15 protein-coding genes are annotated in these 24369 nt (G+C 46.9%); 7 read left to right on the forward strand and 8 right to left on the reverse strand.

Annotated features, from left to right (window positions below; genetic code table 11):
* Positions 1 to 35: 35 nt before the first annotated feature.
* Entirely contained in the window at positions 36 to 1631 is a 1596-nt protein-coding gene (locus tag ACP2WE_RS23775) for a beta-barrel domain-containing protein (RefSeq protein ID WP_425218004.1), read from the forward strand.
* Between the two features lie 13 nt (positions 1632 to 1644).
* Here ACP2WE_RS23775 and ACP2WE_RS23780 read toward each other — a convergent pair whose 3' ends face one another.
* The 5 genes from ACP2WE_RS23780 to ACP2WE_RS23800 form a co-directional block, all read right to left on the reverse strand.
* Entirely contained in the window at positions 1645 to 3822 is a 2178-nt protein-coding gene (locus ACP2WE_RS23780; protein ID WP_425218005.1) for an amidohydrolase family protein, read from the reverse strand.
* 24 nt (positions 3823 to 3846) lie between these two features.
* Positions 3847 to 5127, reverse strand: coding sequence for a glycosyltransferase family 2 protein (locus ACP2WE_RS23785; protein WP_425218006.1), 1281 nt, complete (start codon positions 5125 to 5127; stop codon positions 3847 to 3849).
* Positions 5128 to 5132: 5 nt separating this feature from the next.
* Positions 5133 to 5777, reverse strand: a complete 645-nt coding sequence (locus ACP2WE_RS23790; protein WP_425218007.1) for a YybH family protein — start codon at positions 5775 to 5777, stop codon at positions 5133 to 5135.
* Positions 5778 to 6032: 255 nt separating this feature from the next.
* Positions 6033 to 6764, reverse strand: coding sequence for a hypothetical protein (locus ACP2WE_RS23795; RefSeq protein ID WP_425218008.1), 732 nt, complete (start codon positions 6762 to 6764; stop codon positions 6033 to 6035).
* Between the two features lie 16 nt (positions 6765 to 6780).
* The gene (locus tag ACP2WE_RS23800; protein WP_425218009.1) at positions 6781 to 7365 is read right to left on the reverse strand and encodes a rhomboid family intramembrane serine protease; all 585 of its coding nucleotides are present in this window, start codon (positions 7363 to 7365) and stop codon (positions 6781 to 6783) included.
* Positions 7366 to 7675: 310 nt separating this feature from the next.
* On the opposite strand from ACP2WE_RS23800, the gene ACP2WE_RS23805 reads away from it, so the two are divergent.
* Both ACP2WE_RS23805 and ACP2WE_RS23810 read left to right on the forward strand, forming a co-directional pair.
* Positions 7676 to 8305 carry a ribonuclease D gene (locus ACP2WE_RS23805; RefSeq protein WP_425218010.1) on the forward strand — a complete coding sequence of 210 codons (630 nt, stop codon included), beginning with the start codon at positions 7676 to 7678 and terminating at the stop codon, positions 8303 to 8305.
* 223 nt (positions 8306 to 8528) lie between these two features.
* A complete protein-coding gene (locus ACP2WE_RS23810) occupies positions 8529 to 10589 on the forward strand; it encodes a S9 family peptidase (RefSeq protein ID WP_425218011.1) in 2061 nt (686 codons plus the stop codon).
* An 8-nt stretch (positions 10590 to 10597) separates the two neighbouring features.
* On the opposite strand, the gene ACP2WE_RS23815 is transcribed toward ACP2WE_RS23810, so the two are convergent.
* From ACP2WE_RS23815 to ACP2WE_RS23825, 3 genes are all read right to left on the reverse strand, one after another.
* On the reverse strand, positions 10598 to 11887 hold the full coding sequence (locus ACP2WE_RS23815) for an MFS transporter (RefSeq protein WP_425218012.1): 1290 nt from the start codon (positions 11885 to 11887) through the stop codon (positions 10598 to 10600).
* A 116-nt stretch (positions 11888 to 12003) separates the two neighbouring features.
* The gene (locus ACP2WE_RS23820; RefSeq protein WP_425218013.1) at positions 12004 to 13239 is read right to left on the reverse strand and encodes an FtsW/RodA/SpoVE family cell cycle protein; all 1236 of its coding nucleotides are present in this window, start codon (positions 13237 to 13239) and stop codon (positions 12004 to 12006) included.
* A 160-nt stretch (positions 13240 to 13399) separates the two neighbouring features.
* Complete coding sequence (locus ACP2WE_RS23825) at positions 13400 to 14719, reverse strand: FAD-dependent monooxygenase (protein ID WP_425218014.1); 1320 nt, start codon at positions 14717 to 14719, stop codon at positions 13400 to 13402.
* A 248-nt stretch (positions 14720 to 14967) separates the two neighbouring features.
* Here ACP2WE_RS23825 and ppc point away from each other — a divergent pair, with 248 nt between their 5' ends.
* The 4 genes from ppc (at position 14968) to ACP2WE_RS23845 (ending at position 24161) form a co-directional block, all read left to right on the forward strand.
* Entirely contained in the window at positions 14968 to 17901 is a 2934-nt protein-coding gene (gene ppc / locus ACP2WE_RS23830) for a phosphoenolpyruvate carboxylase (protein ID WP_425218015.1), read from the forward strand.
* A 110-nt stretch (positions 17902 to 18011) separates the two neighbouring features.
* Positions 18012 to 19061, forward strand: a complete 1050-nt coding sequence (locus tag ACP2WE_RS23835; protein ID WP_425218016.1) for a Gfo/Idh/MocA family oxidoreductase — start codon at positions 18012 to 18014, stop codon at positions 19059 to 19061.
* A 179-nt stretch (positions 19062 to 19240) separates the two neighbouring features.
* A complete protein-coding gene (locus ACP2WE_RS23840; protein WP_425218017.1) occupies positions 19241 to 19696 on the forward strand; it encodes a hypothetical protein in 456 nt (151 codons plus the stop codon).
* Positions 19697 to 20060: 364 nt separating this feature from the next.
* The gene (locus ACP2WE_RS23845; protein ID WP_425218018.1) at positions 20061 to 24161 is read left to right on the forward strand and encodes a response regulator; all 4101 of its coding nucleotides are present in this window, start codon (positions 20061 to 20063) and stop codon (positions 24159 to 24161) included.
* The last annotated feature ends 208 nt before the right edge of the window (positions 24162 to 24369 follow it).

A 24369-nucleotide genomic window follows, 5' to 3' on the forward strand; every position in this document is an offset into this window, starting at 1 on the left:
TTGTGTAAATTCGGTTTAGGGAAGGTAAATAAGATATGTTCGAGCGTAAAAAAGATAAGCGAAGTAACAAGCGCGATCGCAGTCAAGCACAGAAGATAGAAGCGAGTACATCTCAAGACTTGACTGTCGGTCATGAGAATGTGGCAAGGCTTTCAGAAACGATCCCCCCCGAGAAACTGCCTACTGCGACGAAAAAGAGCTTCGATCAACCCTTGGCATTGAGTCAATCGCCCAAATGGATTCAAACAATTTTATGGACATTGCTTGGCTCGGTGACGGTGGGGCTAGTTTGGGCTTCGGTGGCAAAGATCGAAGAATCCATTCCCGCACAGGGAAAATTGGAGCCACAGGGAGCGGTTAAAGAAGTGCGAGCGCCCTCCAATGGCGTACTTAAGGAGGTATTAGTTCAGGACGGGCAGCGTGTTAAGGAAGGGGATGTCCTATTGCGAATTGACTCGACCGCAGCCAAAGCTCAGCTTGAATCCCTACAAAAACTACGCAAAAACCTGCAACAAGAGAATCAGTTCTACCAGGATGTCCTCAATGGCAAGCGATCGACAATCGACCCTTCTAAAGTAAAAGCTGTGCCTGCGGAGTTTTTTGCCCTCGCTCGTAGTCGCGAAGCTCTGACCTCTGAAATGCAACTTTATCGCATGCAGGTGAATGGTGGAGAGGCAAATTTAACGGGCGATCAACAGGATCGTCTGAGCGCCTCTAGAGCCGAGCTAAGTTCGCGATCGCAGGCTGCTGATGCCAGTATTGCCCAGTCGATCGAACAGTTAAATCAAACCCGCATTAATCGCGCTGGTCGTCAGAATTCACTGGCGATCGATAAAAAAATCCTTGATGGTCTTGAGGAACTTTATAGTAAGGGAGGGATTTCGCGCATCCAATATCTCAACCAAAAGAAGCAGGTGCAAACAGGGGAATCAGAAATTCGCCAACTAGCGCAGGAAGAAATGCGGCTTAAAGCAGCGATCGCCGAGGGACAGGCGCGTCTGAATAATACCTTTGATACCACACGTAAGGAGTTGACGAGTCAAATAGCTGATAATACTAAGCGAATTGCCGAAATTGATAGCCAGTTCACAAAAGCTTTAGTAGATAACAGCAAGCGTCTTGCTGAAATTGAAGGACAAATCCGTCAAGCTGAAGTGACGCTTAAATATCAAGAGCTACGCGCTCCTGCATCGGGTACGGTGTTTGAGCTAAAAGCGGGTCTAGGCTACGTAGCAAACCCCAATACTGGCGAAGTCGTTCTTAAAATCGTTCCCGACGATCGGCTAATTGCGAAGGTGTTTATCACCAACCAAGATATCGGTTTTGTCAAGGAAAATATGCCTGTAGATGTGCGCATTGATTCTTTCCCTTTTAGCGAATTTGGCGATGTTAAAGGGAAATTAATCTGGATTGGCTCCGATGCCCTACCCCCCGACCAAACCCACCCCACCTATCGTTTTCCCGCTAAGGTACAACTCGAGCGCCAATCTCTGAATATCAACGGTCGCGAGATTCGCTTGCAATCTGGGATGTCTCTGACGGCAAATATTAAAATCCGCGATCGCACGGTCATTAGCCTCTTTACAGACTTCTTTGTCAAAAATACAGAAAGTCTTAAGTTTGTGCGTTAGGCTCTCAAGTCCACTACTGGACTAAGTGCTGAGTTGAACTTATCGTTGATTCTGTTTTGAGCTGGTAAATCTCCAACTTCTCTTGGCGTTGGCGAATGTCCTCGCCATATTTGCCTAGCGCTAGCCGCAATAACATGCGTCCTAAGCAGGAAGAAGCCCGCCAAGAAAACACGGCATCCTGTAGATCGATATGGCTGCGCTCAAATAGAAAGTGACCTATCAAGCCCGATAGCTGGGTGAGTGGCAGACACAGCAGCAGCCAAGGATTCTGTAATCGCCAAGCCGCCAAGAGCAAGCCGTAAAACACAAATATGCCTACAACATGGAGTGCAATATTGATGGGGTGCTGATGTTTAAGCACAAAAATATCCCAATAGTCAGTGAATGGATGATCCTGAATCCGATCGCTGATTGGATGTTTCTGCTTTCGATCGAGCATGATATTGAATTTCTGCATAAAAGATTTTTCAGGGGGATCGGGCGTTAACACCTCTCCCAGCCGATCGCGCCCCAAACATTCGCAGATTTGCCCGCGATCGACAACCCGAACGCCACGAATGTAAACTGAGCGAACGATCTGCTCAGAACCCCGCTTAACCATACGGGGTTCGCCATCTAAGACTGGATCGGCTATCTCGATCGCTGGCGAGATCGGTTGAAGTAGGGCTTTAGGGTCAAGCATCACCAAATCGGCTTTTGCCCCAACTTTGAGAACCCCTGTATTGAGCCGAAACCAACGGGCGGGTTCTCCAGTGACGCGATGGATTGCCTGCTCAGGAGACAGGAAGTTGGTGGCGATCGCTTGTTTGAGCAAAGATAGCGCACCATCGTAATAGCCAAGGTTCCGCACATGCGCCCCCGCATCAGTAAATCCAGGTAAGATTCCAGCGTGTGCCATCATCGCCAGACGAGGCTCTAGGCGATCGTTTGCGCCCGTTGCCACCCAACGTAGTTGTTTGTCGTAGGTCTGCAAAGCATGGATAAAGAAATCCACAGGCTCCTGTTGGCGTTGCCGTGCGATTTCCGCAAAACTCAATCCCTGCCATTGCATTTCTGGACAACGAACGATCTGCATCAGTTCCAACTGACGATGAAATGACCTATGCTTTTTGTTAAGCCATTCTTGCCGAAACTGGTGCCGAAACCTATCCGATCGCCATAGTTGTAAGCGTTCCTGCTGCGATTCGCAGCTATTCAACTGGGCTCCCGTGGAAAACTCTTCAAATAACGGCGTTACAGGACCATCAGAGTAAATCGTAAAGGGTTCGGTTAAGGTTTGAAAGCGCATATTGCCCCCTAGAATCTGATTCCAGATCAAGAGCAATGGGGAAAAGATCCGCCACAGTCTGCGATCGTGAACGGCATCTAGGGCTGAGAGTACGGTCAAGCGCAGCGATCGCCGCCAAATGCCCAATCCCATCCAAAGGATTTCTATAAAAGAGGTGGAGCGCTGAATATTGGGTGTGACCTGAAACACGCGATCGCTTTGGCGACAGAGATCGGCTAACATGGCATATTCTTTATATTCAGCATGTTGCGATGGAATTGAGCATCCTCTCCACTCACCACTCATGCGATGCCAAGGAAACATATCGATCGAAATACCCACAAAACCAGCTTCTAAGGCATCCTTGCCAATTTTTTGCATTTTCGCAAGTTCAGTTTGAGAGGGCTGAACCGTGAGACTACGCTCCAATCCCATCACATGGGCACGCAAAGCGCTATGCCCAAACATAGCTGCAACATTGGGCCCAAGAGGTAACTGTCGCAGATGGTTGAGATATTCTGCGGGAGTCTGCCAAGAAACGGAATGCTGCAGCCATTTAGCAATCAGGTGATGGGATAGGGTCTCCACGCGCTGAAAAATATCCGCCAGCATGGAAGGCTCCCCAATGGCAATGGATAAACTGCAATTGCCAATCACCACCGAGGTAACACCGTGGCGCACGGATTCACTCAGCCCAGAGGCTATCTCTAACTCCAAATCGTAGTGGGTGTGAATATCGATAAATCCTGGAGTTACCCACAGTCCAGTAGCATCCACGACTTCATGGGCATCCATCGATAGAGGCGAACCCGAAGACAAATCCATGGCTACAATTCGTCCCTTTTGAATTCCAATATGTGCGCGAACAGGAGCGCCTCCCAAACCATCAAACACCAATCCATTTTGAATGAGTAAATCCAGCATAGTTCTTTGGTTCTCTCAAGAAATCTACCCGCGATGCTCAGTTTTAACCCAAAGCCGTTGCTGGGGTTTTACACAGATGCCGAAAATCACAACCATCATCACTGGAATCCAATGCATCATAAACAGAGATCCCTGTAGGGTTGCCCAGATTAATGACCATCCTTTCACCCCATGCAATTCGTGTAATCCAGCCATAAAACCAACGACCAATATGATACTGAGTAGGGTTTGGAGCGGCAATAGCATGGGATGATGGCTGTAAAAAACAGTCCAGAGTAAGTCTGGGATCAATGCGATCGGCAAGAGAAACTGCAATAAAAAAAACAGCAGCAAGTCAATTCCTTTAGCCCATCCCAGTGTCAAGATCTGAGGAAAATAGTCTAGGTAACGTTGATATCCCCCTTCAGCCCAACGACAGCGTTGATGCCAAAGATACTGCCATGTCGTCACCCCTTCTTCCTGTATGGATGGAACTGTCGTAAACGCAATTTCGCTGCCAGCTAGATAGAGTTTGAAGGTGAGATCTAAATCATCTGTAACCGTGTCTTCATTCCAACCATGGCACTTCTCTAACAATTTCCTGCGAACAAACATACCATTGCCACGTAACTCCGCCATTCCTCCTACGGCAATTCGATGGGTTTGCAAAAAGCTGTCACAGCTCATTTCCATCTGCTGGCAACGAGTCCAGAAGTTGGTGTCAACATTCGAGATCGTTTTGCGAACCTGTACCGCACCGCAAGTATCTTGCTGCCATAGAGGAGCTGTTTGTTGCAGAAAATCAGCAGGGATCTGGGCATCAGCATCGCAAACGAGGATGATTTCTCCTTGCGTGAGGGGAAACACAGCATTGAGCGCACCTGATTTAGCTCCTTTGGACTCCCGTCGATGCACTTGCAGGAAAAGGAATTGGGATTGCAATTCCCTCAAAATCTGGGGAGTTTCATCGGTACTACCGTCATCAACAATCCAGATTTCCAAGTGGGTGGCTGGATAGATGAGTTGCGATAGGTTATGAACGAGCTTGGGCAAGACCGCACTTTCATTTTTTGCGGGGATCAGAATCGAAACTTTGGGTAGGTAAGGGTTCTCTACGATCGCGGCGGCGATTGGTTTTGCGATCGACATCCGTAGGGTTTGAACGCTCAAAATGCCTGTTAACAACCATAGAAGCCACTGTGTCTGCGATCGCCAGTGGAGTAAACTCACAATGCCAAAAACCAGCAGAACCACCAAGGTTGACCTTAGCCGCCGATCTCGATGAACGCTGACTTGATGATTTGGCTCAAGGGTACTGCTGCCCATGATATTTACGAGATACTCTTGGGCGATCGGCTAGGCTGATTACGTCGCAAAAACAGTACCAAAGCGCCACCTAGTAAAATACCCCCTATCCCTGTGGCAATAGCCACATTACGAACCATACCTTGGGTACCACTTAGCACTGGGTTATCTAACAAATTCGCAGAAAAATGCAGTGATTGGATAGTCCATTTGCCCTGAAACTTTTGCAATACGGCTGTCCAACGCATTGCCATTGTTGCTGTATTCCCATCGGTGAAATAGAAAGTTGCATTTGCATCTCCATAGGCAACTTCAGTTTCTAGAGAGAGAAATGTCCTAGCAGTCTCACCCTTTAACTCCATCGCAATATTTTTGATCGGCCCAGAAAACTGCTGATTCCAGTATTTCTCAAACTCATCTGCACTATGAAATACGCGATTGTCAACCGTCGTGATCGTAAGCGTTGGATGCAGGTAGGGTTTAATCTTGGAAAAATCGTGAGAGTTGATAGCCTGTATTGCCATCTCTCGCGTTTGCATAATAGCAGTCATTTCCTGTGGGCTGACTTCTGCTAGCGCGGGCTTGGATACATTCAGAACTGTCAGCACAATCAAAGCAGCCCAAATTGCTGTACTAAATCTATATCTAGTCGCCTGGGTTAGTTTTAGCATTTGTCACTTCCTGGCTCGCCAATTATCCAATTATTTTGTACACCGTTCAGATATAACAATCCTATTTGATTTGTATATAGGGGCAATTCATGTTGCTCCTACGATTCTAGGCAGAGAAAAAATTACTGATGAATCATGCCTATTGCTATAACAATTCTACAGTTGCTTGACAAACAAAACTAGGGATTGTACTTGCCACATTCCTTGTCCGGCGAGAGTCAGATTGTCCTATGCTTAACGAACAAAACTTAAGATTCAGTCCATCAGGTTCTCTAATAGGGATTGTGCCTGCCACATTCGTTGTCCGGCACGAGTCAGGTTGTCATATCGAACTTCCGTCAGGCAAACTAGCTCATCTCCTTGTCGATAGCCAGGGTTGTTTGCCTCAAAAAAACGAATATGAGAATTGGACTGTCGCCCTTTTGGGATCTCGATCAAACTGTCCTGTAAAATTTGGGGATGAGGGAATCTGACAATACCCGTTGCTGGTTGATAAAAGTCACCATAATATACTTGCGCTAGATGATCGATCAAAGCTGCTGTGCAAGCAGGCGTTACGCCATCATACCGAGGATAAAACTCTTTCCAAAACGTAGGAAGAAAGCGGTAGGTACGGAAACCAGAACAAATCAGCAGCCAATAGAGCTTAGTCTGAGCGCAATATTGGTGATGAAGGAAATTGATCGATGCAATCCAAGCACGGGGCAAAATCGTACTCGTCCAGGCACTGGGATCTACGATCGTATCCCCCGAATATACAACATCGATCGCCTCTCCAGCAAAGCATGTATGCAATAAATAGCAAGTTGAAAATCCTTTTAGGATGCTTGATGTTTCATCTTTTACTAATAGCGCCCAATTTTTTCGATTTAAATCAGTCTGAAAGACATCCCACGTTACATCTTTAAAATAGCTTGTCAGAAGTTCAAACATTTCTTGGCGATCGCTCAGGTTCAGATCCGCAACTTTAATCAGCCAACTTTTCATCTTTTCCGTTCATACTTTATAGTTCGCTACTTCCTTTTTCTTCTGCTAGCAACCTTGCCGCGATCGCACCACCAATAAATCCAAATAGATGACCTTCCCAAGAGATGCCGACTTGACCAGGTAGCACACCAAAAATTAAGCCCCCATACATGACGCCGACAATGACAGACAAAGCGATCGCAACAATACTGCGTTCAAAGTAGCCTCGAAACAATAAATATCCTAAGTAGCCAAAGATCATGCCACTCGCACCAATGTGGAGTCCACGGCTACCAAATGCCCATGTGCCAGCACCGCTAATAAAGGCTGAAATTATAGAAACGGCAAAAAAGTCTTTGGTTCCACGCAACATCACCAACCATCCTAAAATCAAAAAAGGGACAGTATTAGCAGCAACGTGAGCAAACCCAACGTGTAAAAAGGGCGCGAACAAAATCCCTCTCAATCCGATGATTGTGCGAGGAAGGATGCCAAAATAATTGAGAGAGCCTCTTAAAACCACATCGACAACTTCTAAAGCCCAAATAATTGCAACAAATCCCCCCAAAATTGTGGCGTGAGTTTTGACCTCTGCACCCAGCGATTTCATTTTTTGCCGCATGATTTTATCTCCACGCTTAATAAGACTAAGTTTCAGAAAGCTTTACAATAGAGTTTAGCGCTTACCAATAAATTTTAAAGCTCAATAAGCGTTTTGGGGAGGTGAAAGCATTCCCCCAAGAAAATCAGCCCTAAGACTGAGAGAAGACCATTGTCACGTTTCTCAGATCCTATTGAGTTGAGAATAGCTAGTTTGCTGCGCTTGAAGCCCTCTCGTTACAGAAGCGCGTAATGATTTTGCTACTATTTCTAAGACAGGCGATGATTTGCCTATGCCCTAACCCCACCCGTACCCTATTTCCCAAAACTTCATGCAGATCAAGGATTTCCAAGTTTTTGACAACGATATAGACCTAGAGACACTCAACTATTATCTTAAATGCGATGCGATCGCCATAGATACAGAGACCATGGGGCTGATCCCACGGCGAGATCGCCTGTGTTTAGTGCAGATATGCGACCAAAGCGATCGGGTGAGCTTAGTGCGAATTGGTCAGGGCATCAAGTCAGCGCCTCATTTAAAGCTACTTTTTGAGGCTTCGGAAGTCATCAAGGTGTTTCACTTTGCCCGTTTTGACGTGGGTATGCTAGAGGCTCATTTGGGAATTGCCACCCATCCGATTTTCTGTACTAAAATTGCCAGCAAACTAGCCCGTACCTATACAGGCAAGCATGGGCTAAAGGAATTGGTGAAAGAATTAGAACAAATCGAGCTAGATAAAGAAGCACAATCTTCGGACTGGGGCAACGTTCATGCCCTATCAGAACAACAATTAAAGTATGCTGCTAACGATGTGCGTTATCTGCTTTCTGTCTATAAAAAGCTGATTGATATGCTAATTAGAGAACATCGCTATGACTTAGCCAAAGCTTGTTTTGCCCATATTCCCACATTGGTGTACCTAGATTTGCTCGGTTACGATGATATCTTTGCTCACTAAGGATAAGTATGGGATCGCTCCCTTTATATAGCAATCCTAAATGAATTGTAATCAATCTGTTGCGCAGGCATTCTGCCTGCAAGGGCTAGAAGCCCGTACTACGTTCACAAACGCTATAGGTTGCTTGGAATGCCGAGTAGATAGGCACTGGGCACTATCCCGACAAGCATCTGCAAGCATCGACCCAAATTAACAACTGGAATTTATTTAACTGCTATTCCCTATGACCTCTTCAATCTCTGCTTCGGTTACTGCTCCCATCGCTGCCAAGAACCATCATGAATTTGAAATTCACGGTGATAAGATTACCGATGATTATGCTTGGTTGCGCGACAAAGAGAATCCTGAGGTGATTGCCTATCTCAATGCTGAGAATGATTTCACCGAAGCAACCTTAGCGCCCTATACAGAACTGCGCGAGCAACTTTTCCAAGAGTTAAAATCTCGAATTAAAGAAGATGACAACACGGTTCCAGCCAAGTCAGGCAACTACTACTACTATTCAAAGGTAGTTGCAGGCAAGCAATATCGCGTCTATTGCCGCAAACACAACTCCCTTACGAATGACGAGGAACTTCTGCTCGATACCAATCAGTTAGCAGAAGGTGAATCTTATTTTAGTCTTGGCGCTTTTGACATTAGCCCCAATCATCAGCTATTAGCCTATTCCACCGATACAGATGGCTCTGAGGAGTATCTGTTGCAATTTAAAAACCTAGAAACGGGCGAATTGCTCGGCGATCGCATTCCCAACACCTATTATAGTTCGGCTTGGGCGAATGATAATCAGACCCTGTACTATACCGTTCTAGATGAAAATTCTCGTCCCTATCGCCTCTATCGTCACCACCTCGGTCAACCTGTCGAGCAGGATGAACTGCTGTATGAAGAGCTAGATCCACAGTTTTTTGTGGGCTGTTCAAAGTCTCGCGACGATCGCTATATTTTCTTAGAAATGGATGGCAAGATCACCAGTGAAGCCTACTTTCTCGATGCGAACGATCCCCAAGCTCAGTTCACATTAATTGAAAAGCGTCAAAAGGGTATTGAATATAGCGTGACGCACCATCAGGGGAATTTCTACATTCTCACCAACGATTGCGCCACCAACTTCCGTATTGTTAAAACCCCCGTAAGTCAGCCCCAAAAGCAGCATTGGCAAGACTTTATCCCTCATAACCCCGATTGCTATTTGGAAGGCATTGAGGAATTTAAAGACTTCCTCGTGATTTACGAGCGCATACAAGGATTAGAGAGAATCAAAATTCTTTCCCTATTAGACCACCAAGCTCACTATATTGAATTTGACGACCCCACCTATGCGATCGGAGGGTCGAGTAATTACGAATTCGATACCCATGTTTTCCGTTTTGCCTATACCTCAATGGTACAGCCCCTATCGGTTTACGACTATGACATGCGATCGCGAACAAAGACGATTTTAAAGCAAGAAGAAGTGCCTGGTGGTTATGATTCCAGCCTTTATACTTCTGAAAGAATTTTTGCCACGTCCCATGATGGCGCGCAAGTGCCGATTTCTCTGGTCTATCGCAAGGGGCTAGAGCGAGATGGTTCGCATCCGCTGTATCTCTATGGCTATGGTTCCTATGGCGCCAGTATGAGTGCTTATTTCTCTGCAAATCGATTGAGTTTGTTAGATCGGGGCTTTGTGTTTGCGATCGCACATATTCGCGGCGGCTCGGAAATGGGAAGGCAGTGGTACGAGGATGGTAAGTTCCTTAAAAAGAAAAATACTTTCTATGATTTCGTCGCCTGCGCCGAGCATCTTGCCCAAGAGAAATACACGAGCAAAGGCAATATCGCCATCTCTGGTGGCAGTGCTGGTGGTTTGCTGATTGGGGCGACGATCAATCTCAAGCCCGATCTCTTTAAAGCGGCAGTTGCGGATGTGCCTTTTGTCGATGTTTTAAATACGATGCTGGATGAGTCTTTACCCCTGACTCAGCTTGAGTATGACGAATGGGGCAATCCTAATCAGTATGAGTATTACCAATATATCCGCTCCTATTCTCCCTACGATAACGTGCAATCCAAGGCATATCCCAACCTGCTGGTTACAGGGGGGCTCAACGACCCACGTGTGACCTATTGGGAACCTGCCAAATGGACGGCGAAATTGCGAACTTTAAAGCAAGACACCAACTGGTTATTACTCAAAACCAATATGGATGCTGGTCATGGAGGAGCTTCGGGGCGCTATGAAAGTCTAAAGGAAGTTGCCCTAGAGTTCACATTTATTCTGGCGGTATTTGGGTTAGCCTAAGAAAGGGGTTATAGCACCTTTTCTAGTGCCTTGTGGGTATGCGTCCATGCCCATATCCCCAAAAATGCCACGATTAGACTGCAAGCAATCATCACAATTTGAAATCCTAACTTTTGCCCAAAGAAAGATGTTGAAAGATCTAGGGCTACTGCCGCCAGTACCAGCGGTAAACTTGCTGCGATATTCTCAGCGTTATTTAACAGACCAAATACCTTGCCACGCATATTTTCGGGGGTGTATTTTTGGATTGCAGTCTGCATCGGTACGGCAATCAAAGCCCCATGAAACCCCAAAAAGCCGCTGACGATCAGACTCAGCCATAGATTAGATACAAAGGCAAACATCACCAAAGCAAATGCCATACCCACAAATCCCACCAAGGGCAGGGGGCGATGGGCAAAGCGATCGCCAAATTGTCCCAAGAGCAAAGCCCCGATCGCCAAGCCAATTCCAGCCGCAGCAATTAAATAGCCAAAATCAGCCCGACTATTCGTGACCAATTCGGTCAGGTTCATCGAAAGTTTCATCAGCGCCGAGAGAATGCCATACAACACGCATAGCTGAATCATCGCCCCCGCAATTAGTTTGTTGTGGCGCACATATTTAAAGCCGTCGATCAGATCGCCCCAAAAACTATAGCCCTCGGCTCTAGGATGCACGATCTCCTGATTCTTCGGAATGACCAGTAACACCAGCCCAGACAATAAATACATTCCCCCTAAAAGCAACTCGCGACTAAAGTCTTTAAACTGCGGCAACCATGCCACTAAGCCCGACAGCAAAGGTGAGCCGATCGCATAGCCCACAATCATCGATGTCATCATCGTCATCGTAAATAGGGCATTTGCCGACATTAAGCCAGATTCTGGCACGATGGACGGGATCGCAGACTGTTCGGCTGGGGCAAAGACTTGGGTGAGGGCAGAAATGAGAAATGTTGCCGCCAATAACAAGGGCAGTGCTTTCGGAACGAAGGGAATCAGCAACACCAAAACACCACGAAAGACATTGCAAAGAATCATCACTTGCCGTTTAGGGTGCATATCGACAAAAATTCCCGCGATCGAGCCAAAGAAAATCGCAGGCAGCGTCGTGGCAATCATGATCAAAGATTCCCGCGTATTTACGGGGATGGGATAGTCTTTATAATCCGTAGAAGTCGCGATCGCAATCAGTAAAACCAGCAAAATCTTATCGACCAACTGCGCCAAAATTTGAGCCATCCACAAAGCCAAAAATTGATAATTGCGCAGTAACTTTAAATAACCCGAGGCTGAGTTGGAATCTATACTAGACATCTGTTTTGTGATTCATGCGTGATTGCGGCGACATAGAAATCGATCAAAATGAGCAGGAGTTTGGTGAGCTATAAAACTCTTACCATAACTGTACTCAGTTTGGCATTGGGAGGATGTCACTTCACAGAAAAGCTACGACGTCGCTTTGATGCTGCCAATTTTTCCTGCCTTTGGGCTCTAAAATCTTTTGGGTCGGTGGAAGAAGACCGCTTGAATGGTAGTACTTCGGCAGCAGACATCTCGCGTGCTGCCCGAATTAACATGCCAGCGACAAACAAGCTAGAGAGCATGGAACTGCCCCCGTAACTAAAGAAAGGAAAGGGTAAACCTGTTGTCGGCAATACACCTGCGGAAACCCCAATATTGAGAAAGGACTGCCCCACAAGTAACACGGTCGCACCAAGAGCAACCAAACGCACAAAGGGATCTTTACACTTGGATGAAACGATTAAGCCAACACCCGCAAAGATCAGCAGTAGCACAATAATACTAATGCTACCGACCAAGCCAAATTCTTCGGCAAAGATTGCAAAAATAAAGTCTGTATCTTGATAGGGCAAAAAGTGCTTCATTTCAGAAAAGCCAAAGCCTTTTCCCCAAACGCCACCCGAGCCGATCGCCATTAAACCCTGGGTTAACTGATAACCACTACCCGCTTGATCTGGCCAAGGATCTAAAAAAGACATGATGCGGACTAGCTGGTAACGATTAATCGAGACACTTGCCACACCTGCAACGATTCCAAGCGCTCCAGTTCCAAGCATTTGATACATCGGCAAACCTGCGGCTAGGGCAATCAGCCACAGTGTAAGTCCGCATAAAGCGGTGACGCTCAGACTTGGCTGTAGCAAAATTCCCAACAATGCCAGTAAAAAGACGCCTAACCACATTGTCCGCCGCAGGGGGCTAATCCGCGACCAGTGACCAAATAATTGGGCAGCTTGTAAGACTAAAAAAGGTTTAATCAGCTCTGAGGGCTGTACTGGAATTCCTGCTACAGAAATCCAGCGCGTTGCTTCATTCCGAGTTGTCCCCACCCCTGGAATATGGGTGGCAAATAGCAAAATTAAGACGATAAACAGACAGATACTGCCGATTTTTGCCAGCATCCGCAGTGGGAAATGGATGACTGCATTGAAGAGTAGCAATCCAAGTACGACCCAGCCCAACTGCATTTTGACGTAATACAGACCATCGGTTGTCCCTGCTCTTGCCACTGCGTAGGATGCCGAGAACAGGACTGCCAAACCCACAAATAGCCATAGGAACGTGAGCCATCGTAGCAGCCTCGCTTCGGTAGCCCACTTTCCTACAGTTCGATCGAAGAATGGAAAAATCTTAAATAGTTTCACAGCCGCTAGTATAAAGGCTTTTGCAAAAGTGTTATCCGCTAAACCGAAACTTTAAAATGATTTAATCATTTAGGCAAGTGCCTGACTGAAGCTAGAGAGCTGAATTTTACATCATGAGTCAAGTCTAGGATCGGTTTCTGGGTGAAGCGATCGCCTAGCATTACGATCTCGCAGAATTTACAACGGCTTGAGACTCGCGATCGCGAGTTGGACGAACTTCTCTAGTTTGATGTAAGCCCATCATCAGAAACATCAAGGCTTTTTTGGCGGGTAGCAGAGTAGCGATCGCGAGTAAACCTAAGCGACGAAATCCCTTAAACAACCAATTCTGGTTAGAAAATAATCGATTGGTCAAGTCTGTTAACAAGATTACGCCCAGGTTATCCCACCATCGTTTGGACTGATAGCGCTTTAAAACAACCATGGAGCCCAGATCTTCACCCTGTTGGTGCGCCGCGATCGCAACTTCTGCCAATACCGCCACATCGCGAATGCCCAAATTCATGCCCTGCCCCGCGACGGGGTGGGTGGTATGGGCGGCATCGCCTATCAAGGCTAGACGGGGCTGAATGTAGGTCTTTGAATGCATCCAACGCGGTACGTAGCTAGCACGGGTACGAGACTCTAGAGAGAGCTTGCCAAGGCTTGCTAGCAAGGACTTGCCAAAGCGCTGTTTGAGGGCTTGCATAAAATCCGCCTCGCTCAAGGCAAGTAAGTCAGGGGTCTCATCACGGGTTGCTGTCCACACAATGCAACAGCGATCGCTTTCGAGGGGCAAGATCGCAAAGGGCCCACTCTGCTGAAATCGCTCGTAGGCAATATTTTTGTGAGAATGCTCAGACTTGACCGTAACGACAATGCAGGTTTGTTCGTATAGCCGTTCGCTTACAGGAATATGCGCCAACTCCCGCACGACTGAGCGTCCGCCGTCAGCCCCCACCAGAAGTTTCGTCTCTAGGATTTGCTCCCCACCCCCTGAGCTGATTTTTACCCGCATCCGATCCGCAGCCTGCAAATACTCGATATCGGTAATGCAGGCGGGACAGATCGCATCAATGTTTTGGCATTGCTGCATAAACTCCCACAGAGAGGCTTGGGTAACCGCATTTTCCACAATAAACCCCAGTGCCTCTTTTCCCATGTCGTCCCGTTGTAACTGCACTTGATGGGGAAAGTCCCCGTCGGAGATTTGCACGGTGTGCATGGGGGTAACGCCCCGCTGCTTCATTCCATCCCACACACCGATGTTTCGCCAGATGTAGGTCGATCCCAAAGCGATCGCACTTGCCCGACCATCATCGCCAAACTGACCTTTTAGCCAATCAGCTTTGCTTTCAATTACGCCCACCTTTAAGCTGCGATTTGCTGGATTGCACTTGTCCCCCAACGCACAGGCAAGACTGGCTCCGACCATCCCTGCACCGACAATCAAGACATCAAATTTCAAAGTCGGTATAGAGCGTATAGATAAAGCAGACATAAAACCTGAAGATTTCCTATGGTTTATTCGATTTCAATCTTAAAAATTCAACACTATGTTTATGTTACTTAATAATTTAAGTAAGTTGCAGACTTAATCGGGTGTTTAAGCCAAAAAAGTCTACAAGTAACAAACACATAGCCTAGTGTGGTATAGAAACAATAGGTATGCGTTTCACGTTTGCACGTGTTTACACGCGGTAGTGTGCGTAAACGAGTCAGTCAAAGATGAGAACGGAGAAATTTTTAATGAATTCCCCAGCAGTTTCGCTATCAGAGTCCTTAGTTCAGATCGTCAATTCTCAAAACACATTGCGTCTAACTAATTCTCGATTGCGCTATCGACTCAAGATTGTTGAGGATTTATTAGAGTCTGTTTTACTTAAAGAGTGCGGTCAGGAACTCGTAGATTTGTTGCGGCGTTTGCGCGACATGTGTTCCCCAGAGGGACAAGCACCCGAATATCCCGCGCAGGAAGTCCTAAAGGTGGTCGAAAGCCTTGACTTGAATGAAGCAATTACGGCAGCGAGAGCCTTTGCCATGTACTTTCAACTGATCAATATCGTCGAGCAGCGCCACGAACAAGAAGAAACCAGCCAAAATCGGATCAATTCGCTCAGTGGCGAATCGCAATTTCCTGTTGGTACGTTTCGCTGGCTATTTCCAGAGTTAAAGCGGTTAAATGTGCCACCCCGCTTAATTCAATCCCTCGTAGATAATCTCGATATCCAGCTTGTGTTTACGGCTCACCCCACCGAAATCGTACGCCACACCATCCGAGATAAGCAGCGCAGCATTGCCAAAATGCTAAAGCAGCTCGATCAATTGACCATTTTTGATGCGGATGAGCAAGACCCCACACCTGCCTTTGTGCATAGCTGGGAAGTAGAATCTCTCCAAGAGCAGTTGGCGGAGGAGATTCGGCTGTGGTGGCGCACCGATGAACTTAACCAAGCCAAACCCACGGTTTTAGATGAGGCAGACTATACACTGCACTACTTTCAAGAAGTACTGTTTGATGCGATTCCGATTCTGTACGATCGCCTAGAGTTTGCCATGAAAGACTCTTTTCCAACCTTAAAGCCACCCCAATATAACTTTTGTAAATTTGGCTCTTGGGTAGGCTCAGATCGCGATGGCAATCCTTTTGTGACGCCAGCCGTGACATGGCAAACCGCCTGCTATCAGCGCAATTTAGTTTTAGAGAAATACATTGCCTCGATCGCCAAATTATCGAGCTTGCTATCTCTGTCGCAAAACCTATCGGATGTGTCTGAGGGCATCTTAAACTCGCTCAGCCAAGATCAGGTGCAGATGCCAGAGGTCTATGAGACCAATTCGATCAAGTTTCGTCAAGAGCCCTATCGCCTCAAATTGGCCTACATTCGCCAGCGACTAGAAAATACCCGCGATCGCAACGCGCAGGTACGGGCAAATGGTTGGCAGGCTTCTGAGTACATGCAGTCTACCAAAGCCTTAGAAGACTGTGCTTACAAGAGTGCCTCGGAATTTTTAGAAGAATTACATTTGATTCAAAACAGCCTGCAAGAGACCGATCTCAATTGCAAAGCTTTACAGTACTTGATTCGCCAAGTCGAAGTCTATGGATTTCATCTGGCGCACCTCGATATTCGTCAAGAAAGCGGACGTCATAGCGATGCCATTGCCGAAATTGCAGACACGCTCAAGATTTTGCCCAGTTCCTACAAGCACATGAATGAGGCAGAGCGCGTGCAGTGGCTCGTCAGTGAGTTGCAATCGCGGCGACCGATGATCCCCAACCACCTCAGCTTTTCCGATAAAACCAACGAGACTGTCAGTACGTTTCGCATGGTGACCAAGTTACAGAAAGAATTTTCGGTCGATGTCTGTAACACCTATGTGATCAGCATGAACCATAGTGTCAGTGACATTTTAGAGGTACTGCTGCTCGCCAAAGAAGCAGGGCTCTACGATCCTGCTACGGGAACGGGGACTTTATCGGTTGTGCCCCTGTTTGAGACCGTAGATGACCTCAGACACGCTCCTCTGGTTTTACAAGAATTGTTTGAGTTGCCCCTCTACCGTTGCTACTTGGTGAGCCATCAAAACCTTCAAGAAGTGATGTTGGGCTATTCTGACAGCAACAAAGATTCTGGGTTTCTCAGTAGTAATTGGGAAATCTACAAAGCCCAAAAAGCGCTACAGACAACCAGTCAAAAATATGGGGTCGAGTTACGCATTTTCCACGGACGCGGGGGGTCGGTGGGGCGGGGTGGTGGACCGACCTACGAAGCGATTTTGGCGCAACCTGGTCACAGTATCGACGGACGCATCAAGATTACCGAGCAGGGCGAAGTTTTGGCTTCTAAGTACTCGTTACCTGAAATTGCCCTCTACAATCTAGAGACGATCGCCACTGCCGTCATTCAAGCAGGACTGCTACCCACTAGCTCTGATACCCTGCCCTCTTGGCTAGATGCCATGGAAGACCTATCGGTGCGATCGCGCGAGGTCTATCGCGACCTAATCTACGAACAACCAAAGTTAGTGGACTTTTTCCATCAAGTTACCCCGATCGAAGAAATTAGCCAGCTACAAATTAGCTCCCGCCCAGCGCGTCGCGCTGGCAAGCGAGATTTAGGCAGCCTGCGGGCAATCCCCTGGGTGTTTGGCTGGACGCAAAGCCGATTTCTCTTGCCTTCTTGGTATGGTGTCGGTACGGCTTTAGAGGAGTTTTTGCTAGAAAACCCTGAAGGTCACTTGACGCTTTTGCAATTCTTTTATGCCAAATGGCCCTTCTTTAAAACTGCGATCTCCCGTGTCGAGATGACCCTCGCCAAAACCGATCTGCAAATTGCCCATCATTATGTACGCGAGCTAACCGAAGCAGGCTATGAGGAGGACTTCGATCGCTTATTTACCCAAATTTCCCTAGAGTACCAACGCACTTGCAACGTGGTTCTGCACATTTCTGGGCACAAGCAACTGCTCGATGAAGATCGGGACTTGCAGCGATCGGTACAACTACGAAATGGATCGATTGTGCCGCTTGGGTTTATTCAAGCTTCGCTGATTAAGCGCCTGCGGCAACATAGTAGCGATACGGTTAACCTGCGATCGCGCTACTCTAAGAAAGAATTGCTACGTGGAGCATTGCTAACCGTAAATGGTATTGCCGCAGGTATGAGAAATACAGGATAATTTAGGGAATAGAGTCGCTAAGCACGACTTTAGATATGAAACCTCTAGACACGAAACCCAAGTCGAATAATTATGTTACGATCCTCTCAAATTGAGCGTGTGTGAGGAATATGGACCCCAATCGTAGTCATCTGGAACCCATACGTGTTGGCGTAATTGGTATTGGTAACATGGGGCAGCACCATGCTAGGGTTCTAAGTTTACTTAAAGACGTAGAGCTAGTTGGGGTTGCGGATGTCAATGTCGAGCGAGGGCTAGACACGGCAAGCAAGCACCGCGTGCGTTTTTTTGAAGACTATCACGACCTATTACCTCTAGTCGAAGCCGTATGTATAGCCGTTCCGACACGGCTTCACTATGATGTCGGTCTGACTTGTTTAAAAGCAGGCATCCATGTTTTGATCGAAAAACCGATCGCGGCAACCATCGAGGAAGCGGAATCCCTCGTAAATATTGCGGCGGAATGCAATCGCATCTTGCAAGTGGGACATATCGAACGGTTTAACCCTGCCTACCAAGAGCTGAGTAAGGTGCTCAAGCATGAGACTTTGCTGGCGATCGAGGCGCATCGTATGAGTCCCTATTCCCATCGCGCCAACGATGTATCGGTTGTCTTCGATCTGATGATTCATGACATTGACCTTTTACTCGAGCTAGTACCTGGGCAAGTATCGCGGCTGACGGCTCATGGCAATAAGGTGTCTGATTCGGGCTTTTTAGATTATGTGACAGCGACCATTGGCTTTGATAGCGGGGTGATCGCCACACTCACCGCCAGTAAAGTTACCCATCGCAAACAACGCCGCATAGTGGCTCACTGTAAAAATTCCCTGACCGAGTCAGATTTTCTCAATAACGAAATTTTGATTCATCGTCAGACCACTGCCAACTACATGACCGATTACGGTCAGATTTTATATCGTCAAGATGGCTTAATCGAAAAGGTCTATACCAGCAATATTGAGCCGCTCAATGCCGAACTAGAACACTTTGTCGCCTGCGTGCGCGGCGGTCAACAACCTTCCGTCGGTGGGGTGCAGGCACTCAAAACGCTACGCCTCGCTAGCATCATCGAGCAAACGGCACTAGATGGGCAAGTATTGCAAAGCTGCGATCTCAAACTGCGTGAAGTGGCTACCGCTGGCAGTCAGCCCTGGTAGAGATATAAATAGAGATATAAATTAGGATTTAAGTTCCGCGTAATACGCGGTTTTTCAAAAAAGCAATGTCGTAGCTTTCTTGAAAATAGAATTTGCATGTCAAGAAACTTTTAGACAAATGTTTCGTCTTTTTTTAAGTATTTTGACGAATAGCCAGTAAATATCTTGACAAATCGACCATGAAAATACTCCCTCTACAAAATCATCTAGTAGGGCTGACAGCAAGTTTTGCTTTTTTATGCGGTTGTCTTAGTTCTCCTCAACTAGCTTTATCGCAACAAATCCAAGTTAAATTAGCGCAAAGGAATGTTTCTGCTGAAGCGATTGATATCTTTACTGACAGATTTTTCTATCAGGCTAATCCAAATATGCAGGGTTTAAAGATTCAGCTAGAAGATGTGAGTCACCAGCGTCAGTGGAACGCTATCCGTCTAGTGGTGCGTTCTCATATCAAGCAGTTTGATTGCGGGAACTTCTTTGTGGGTTCCTATGATGATGTTGCAGATGCAATCTTCTATGCTCGCAACCCTTGGCTCAATGGAAGAGCAATTCGCTCGAGTGAGTACGATTTGGCTCAAGAATGGAAGTCTATCCGTGCAAAGCTGAGAAATCCCAGTGATGCCCAATGCTTATGATTTGCAGAGTTCATAAACTACTGTAGGCTTAAATAAAAGCACTAAGGTAAAGATGTATGTAGATGTTCGATCCTAAAAAATCTTTTTCGATCTGGTGCAGGAATTTGAGGCTTGTCGATCTAGATTTAGGCTGTGAAGAGGAAAAGCTAATTGCTTGGCAACGAAAACAGCTCTATTGTTACGATATGGCGTGAGATATCGAAGGGTTACTGAGTAACAATTAAGTAACAAACCTATAACCTCGAAATAACGAATATATAACTAAAAATCCCAGTTTCCTGTCTTTACGCACATGACAGGCAAATCGGCAACGTGGTAAATTTTCATTAAGTGATACGTTCGTCTAGTAAATTGAGTTAATTCGTTGAAAGTTTTAACATCCCTGATTTCTAGAATTTCTGGGCGACTCCCGCTAAGACTGGTTCTGATTGCGCCGTTTGTCCTGCAAATTTTCGGTGCGGTAGGACTGGTCGGCTACCTGTCATTTAAAAATGGCGAAAAGGCAGTTGACGAATTGGCAACTCAACTCAATAGCGAAATTAGCACGCGGATTCAGCAGCACGTTCTTGAGTATTTAAACAAATCGCATCAGACGCTAGAAGTTACCTATGCAGGTATCAAGAGCGGCAACATTAACTTAGATGACTTCCCTGCCCTACAGCGCTACTTTTGGCAAATCGTGCAAAACCATGATTTGGAAACATATATTTATTTCGGCAATGCACGCGGAGAATTTGTTGGTGTCGAGCATCTGGAAGATGGTAGGTTTCAGCTTAAAATTCGCGATCGCTCGACTGCCCCCATGCGCGAAGTCTATTATCTCAACGATCGCGGCGATCGCGACACGCTGGCAACCCGCGCCAAGTACGATACGCAATCGCGCCCTTGGTTCCAAACTGCCGTTAAGACTGGGAAACAAAGTTGGAGTCCGATTTATCCCTTTTTCTCACGCAAAAATACCATGTTGGGTATTACCTCCGTCCTGCCCATTTATACTCCGAAAGGAGAACTACAGGGCGTTCTAGCTATTGACATCACGCTGCTACAGACTACGGAATTTCTTCGTGGTTTGCGGATCAGTCAATCTGGGCAAAGTTTCATTATGGAGCGATCGGGCGATCTGGTCGTGAGTTCGACCATTCCTCAGCCATTTCGGATTAAAGGCGAAGGAGAGAAGCGCGAAATAGAACGACTGAAGGCTGTGGATAGTGATAGTCCTATGGTTAAAGCGACGGCTCAGTATTTACGCGATCGCTTCCGCAATCTCAACGACATTCACCAAAGCCAGCAACTGAAATTTCAGATCGATGGCGAATGGCATTACGTACAGGTGCTGCCCTGTCAAGAGCGTCACGGCATTGACTGGTTGGTAGTCGTAGTCGTGCCCGAATCGGACTTCATGGCGCAAATTCACGACAATACGCGCACGACGATCCTGCTTTGCTTAGGAGCTTTAGGGCTGGCGATCGCGATCGGGCTGTACACAGCTCGCTGGATCGTCCGACCAATTTTGAAACTAAAAGAAGCGGCGATCGCTGTGGCAGAAGGAGATTTTACCAAAACTGTCCATTTAGATCGCTCCGACGAATTAGGCGTGTTAGCTGAGTCATTCAACAGTATGGCAGCACAGTTACAGACTTCTTTCACTGCCCTCGAAGCCAAAAACACCAAATTGAGGGAACTCGATAAGCTTAAAGATGAGTTCTTAGCCAATACTTCCCACGAACTGCGAACACCGCTCAATGGCATTATTGGATTGGCAGAGTCGTTGATTGATGGTGCTACAGGACCACTATCGGACAATACCAAGTCCAACCTCGATACGATCGCTGCCGCAGGACGGCGGCTGGCTACGCTGGTCAACGATATCCTTGACTTCTCGCGACTGAAACACCGCAATATCGATCTGCAAATTAAACCGATCGCCGTCCGCGAAATTGTCAGTGTTGTGCTTGTGCTATGCCAGTCTTTAGTTGGGAATAAGTCCCTGCAATTGGTGAATGCGGTCAGCGCCGATCTGCCCTTGGTCGATGCCGATGAAAATCGCCTGCAACAAATTCTCTACAATTTACTTGGCAATGCGATCAAATTTACCGAAACGGGCACGATTGAAGTCTCGGCAAAGATTGTGGCAGGGCATGTTTCTACACCATTAAGCAGAGACGGTTCGCTGACGGCGCGTCTGCAATCCTTCTTGCACAATTCCCAAATTGAAATTGCGATCGTAGATACGGGTATCGGCATTCCAGAAGACAAGTTAGATCGCATCTTTGAATCCTTCGAGCAGGCAGATGGTTCCACGGCAAGGGTCTATGGTGGCACGGGGTTGGGATTGGCTGTGACCAAACAACTCGTAGAACTACATGGTGGTGCGATCGCAGTATCCTCTAAAGTTGGTGAAGGTTCGCGGTTTAGCTTTACGCTACCTATGGCTAAAGAGCATTCTCAAGAGCATCACCCCAGCGATCGTCCAGCGATCGCGCATCAGTCAAAGGTTGGGCACGAAGGATCTGGGCAGGAAACAGTGGAAATGGAGCCAAGTCTTGTCGCACCAGAATTTGTCGCACCAGCACTCGCAGATCGCAACGGCTGGGCTAGCAATCTCCCTTCTGCCAACCAATCGCCGCTCGCTGCACCCTTGGTAGCCGACGCAGGCAATCTCAAGATCTTGATCGTAGATGACGAACCTGTGAACTTGCAGGTGTTGGCGAATAACCTATCTCTGGCAAATTATGCGATCGCCCAAGCCAACAATGGTCTAGAAGCATTGGAATTGGTTGAACGAGGATTTAAGCCCGATCTAGTCTTACTGGATGTCATGATGCCGCATATGACTGGCTACGAAGTCAGCCAAAAACTGCGGGAACGTTTCCTGCCGAGCGAACTGCCGATCGTCATGCTAACTGCCAAAAATCAGGTGTCCGATCTCGTGGCTGGATTTGAAGCTGGAGCCAATGATTACCTGACCAAGCCCTTTTCCAAAGACGAACTCTTAGCGAGAATCAAAACCCACATTAACCTCTGCAAGTTGATCTCCGAGAATCGCAATTTAAATCTCAAGCATGAGGAGTTAGAACAGGAAAAGACCGACCTAGAAATCTTGCTCGATGCCACTACCGAACATGCCGATGCCGTGCAAGAGGAGTTGAAGCAACAGGCGATCGAAGCCTTACAAGCCAGCGAACGGAGATTGAGAAAATTTCTCGAAGCCATGCCCGTTGGCGTCTTTGTGATCGATGCCGAAGGCAAGCCTTACTACATCAATTCCCTAGGCGAGCAGTTGCTAGGGAAAGGACTGGTCAAAAATTTAGCCTCCTCAAAGCTTTCCGAAGCCTATGAAGCCTACGTGCGCGACACAAATGAAATCTACCCTACTACCGATTCGCCGATCTATAAAGCCCTGCAAGGGGAAATTAGTTCCGTAGATGATATGGAAATTCGTCATGGCGATCGCACCATTCCCATTGAAGTTTGGGGTACACCCATCCGCAATGAGAGGGGAGAAATTCTTTATGCGATCGCTGCTTTCCAAGATATTACCGAACGCCGAAAAGCACAGGCAGAACGCAACAAGTTCACACGCGAAATTATGGAACTGAACCTAGCCTACGAGCGGTTCGTGCCTAAGGAATTTCTACGACTTCTCAATAAAGCAAGTATTACGGATGTCAAGTTGGGCGACCAAGTTCAACAAGAAATGACGATTCTCTTTGCCGATATTCGTTCCTTTACTAGCCTATCGGAAGGCATGTCGCCGCAAGAGAACTTTAACTTTATCAACGAATATCTCAGCGTTGTAACGCCCGAAATTCATTCCCGTAAAGGCTTTATTGATAAGTACATCGGTGATGCGGTGATGGCATTGTTCCCAGAGTCACCTGATGATGCTGTCCTTGGTGCGATCGCCATGCAAAAAAAGGTGGCTCTGTTTAACGAAAGTCGCCGACGCCGAGGAGAGAAACCGATTACGATTGGGATTGGCTTGCATACGGGCAGTTTGATGCTAGGCACGATCGGCGGAGCCCAACGCATGGAAGGTACGGTGATTGCCGATGCCGTGAATTTGGCTTCGCGATTGGAAGGCTTGACGAAAATGTATGGCACAGCGATCGCCATTAGCGAACAGACACTGTTTCAACTGGAAGATATGGAACAGTACAGCTACAGATTTCTCGATCGCGTTAAGGTCAAGGGGAAACAAGAGGCGGTTGCTGTTTTTGAAATCTACGACAGTGAACCTTTGCTACAACAGCAACTGAAGACGCGCACGCGGAGCAATTTTGAAGAAGCGATCGTGCTTTATTATCAACAACAGTTTGACCGCGCCCAGCAACTTTTTCAGACCATTGTGCAACTCAATCCCCAAGATATTGCAGCGCAGTTGTACCTCACCCGTTGTGAGAAATATCGCAAACATGGCTTACCCGAAGAATGGGAAAGCGCGCAGATCTTAGTTGAAAAGTAAGGGAATGGGCATTTAATAGGTTCGTTGGGATTGTTTTATTTTTAAAATAAATATGCCTAAAATATGCTTTAAATGCGAAGTTTTAATTACTTTAGTTTGGACTAATCGGCAGCAAGGCAAGAGCAACAGAAAGGCACGAGAAAATAGAGCAAGAAATTGCAAAGGCTAAGTCAAGCTCAAACATGAAAAGAGAATTAGAAGCTAAATG

The organism is Tumidithrix helvetica PCC 7403, assembly GCF_965232925.1.
In the GTDB taxonomy this organism is placed as follows: Bacteria; Cyanobacteriota; Cyanobacteriia; order Pseudanabaenales; family Pseudanabaenaceae; genus Tumidithrix; species Tumidithrix helvetica.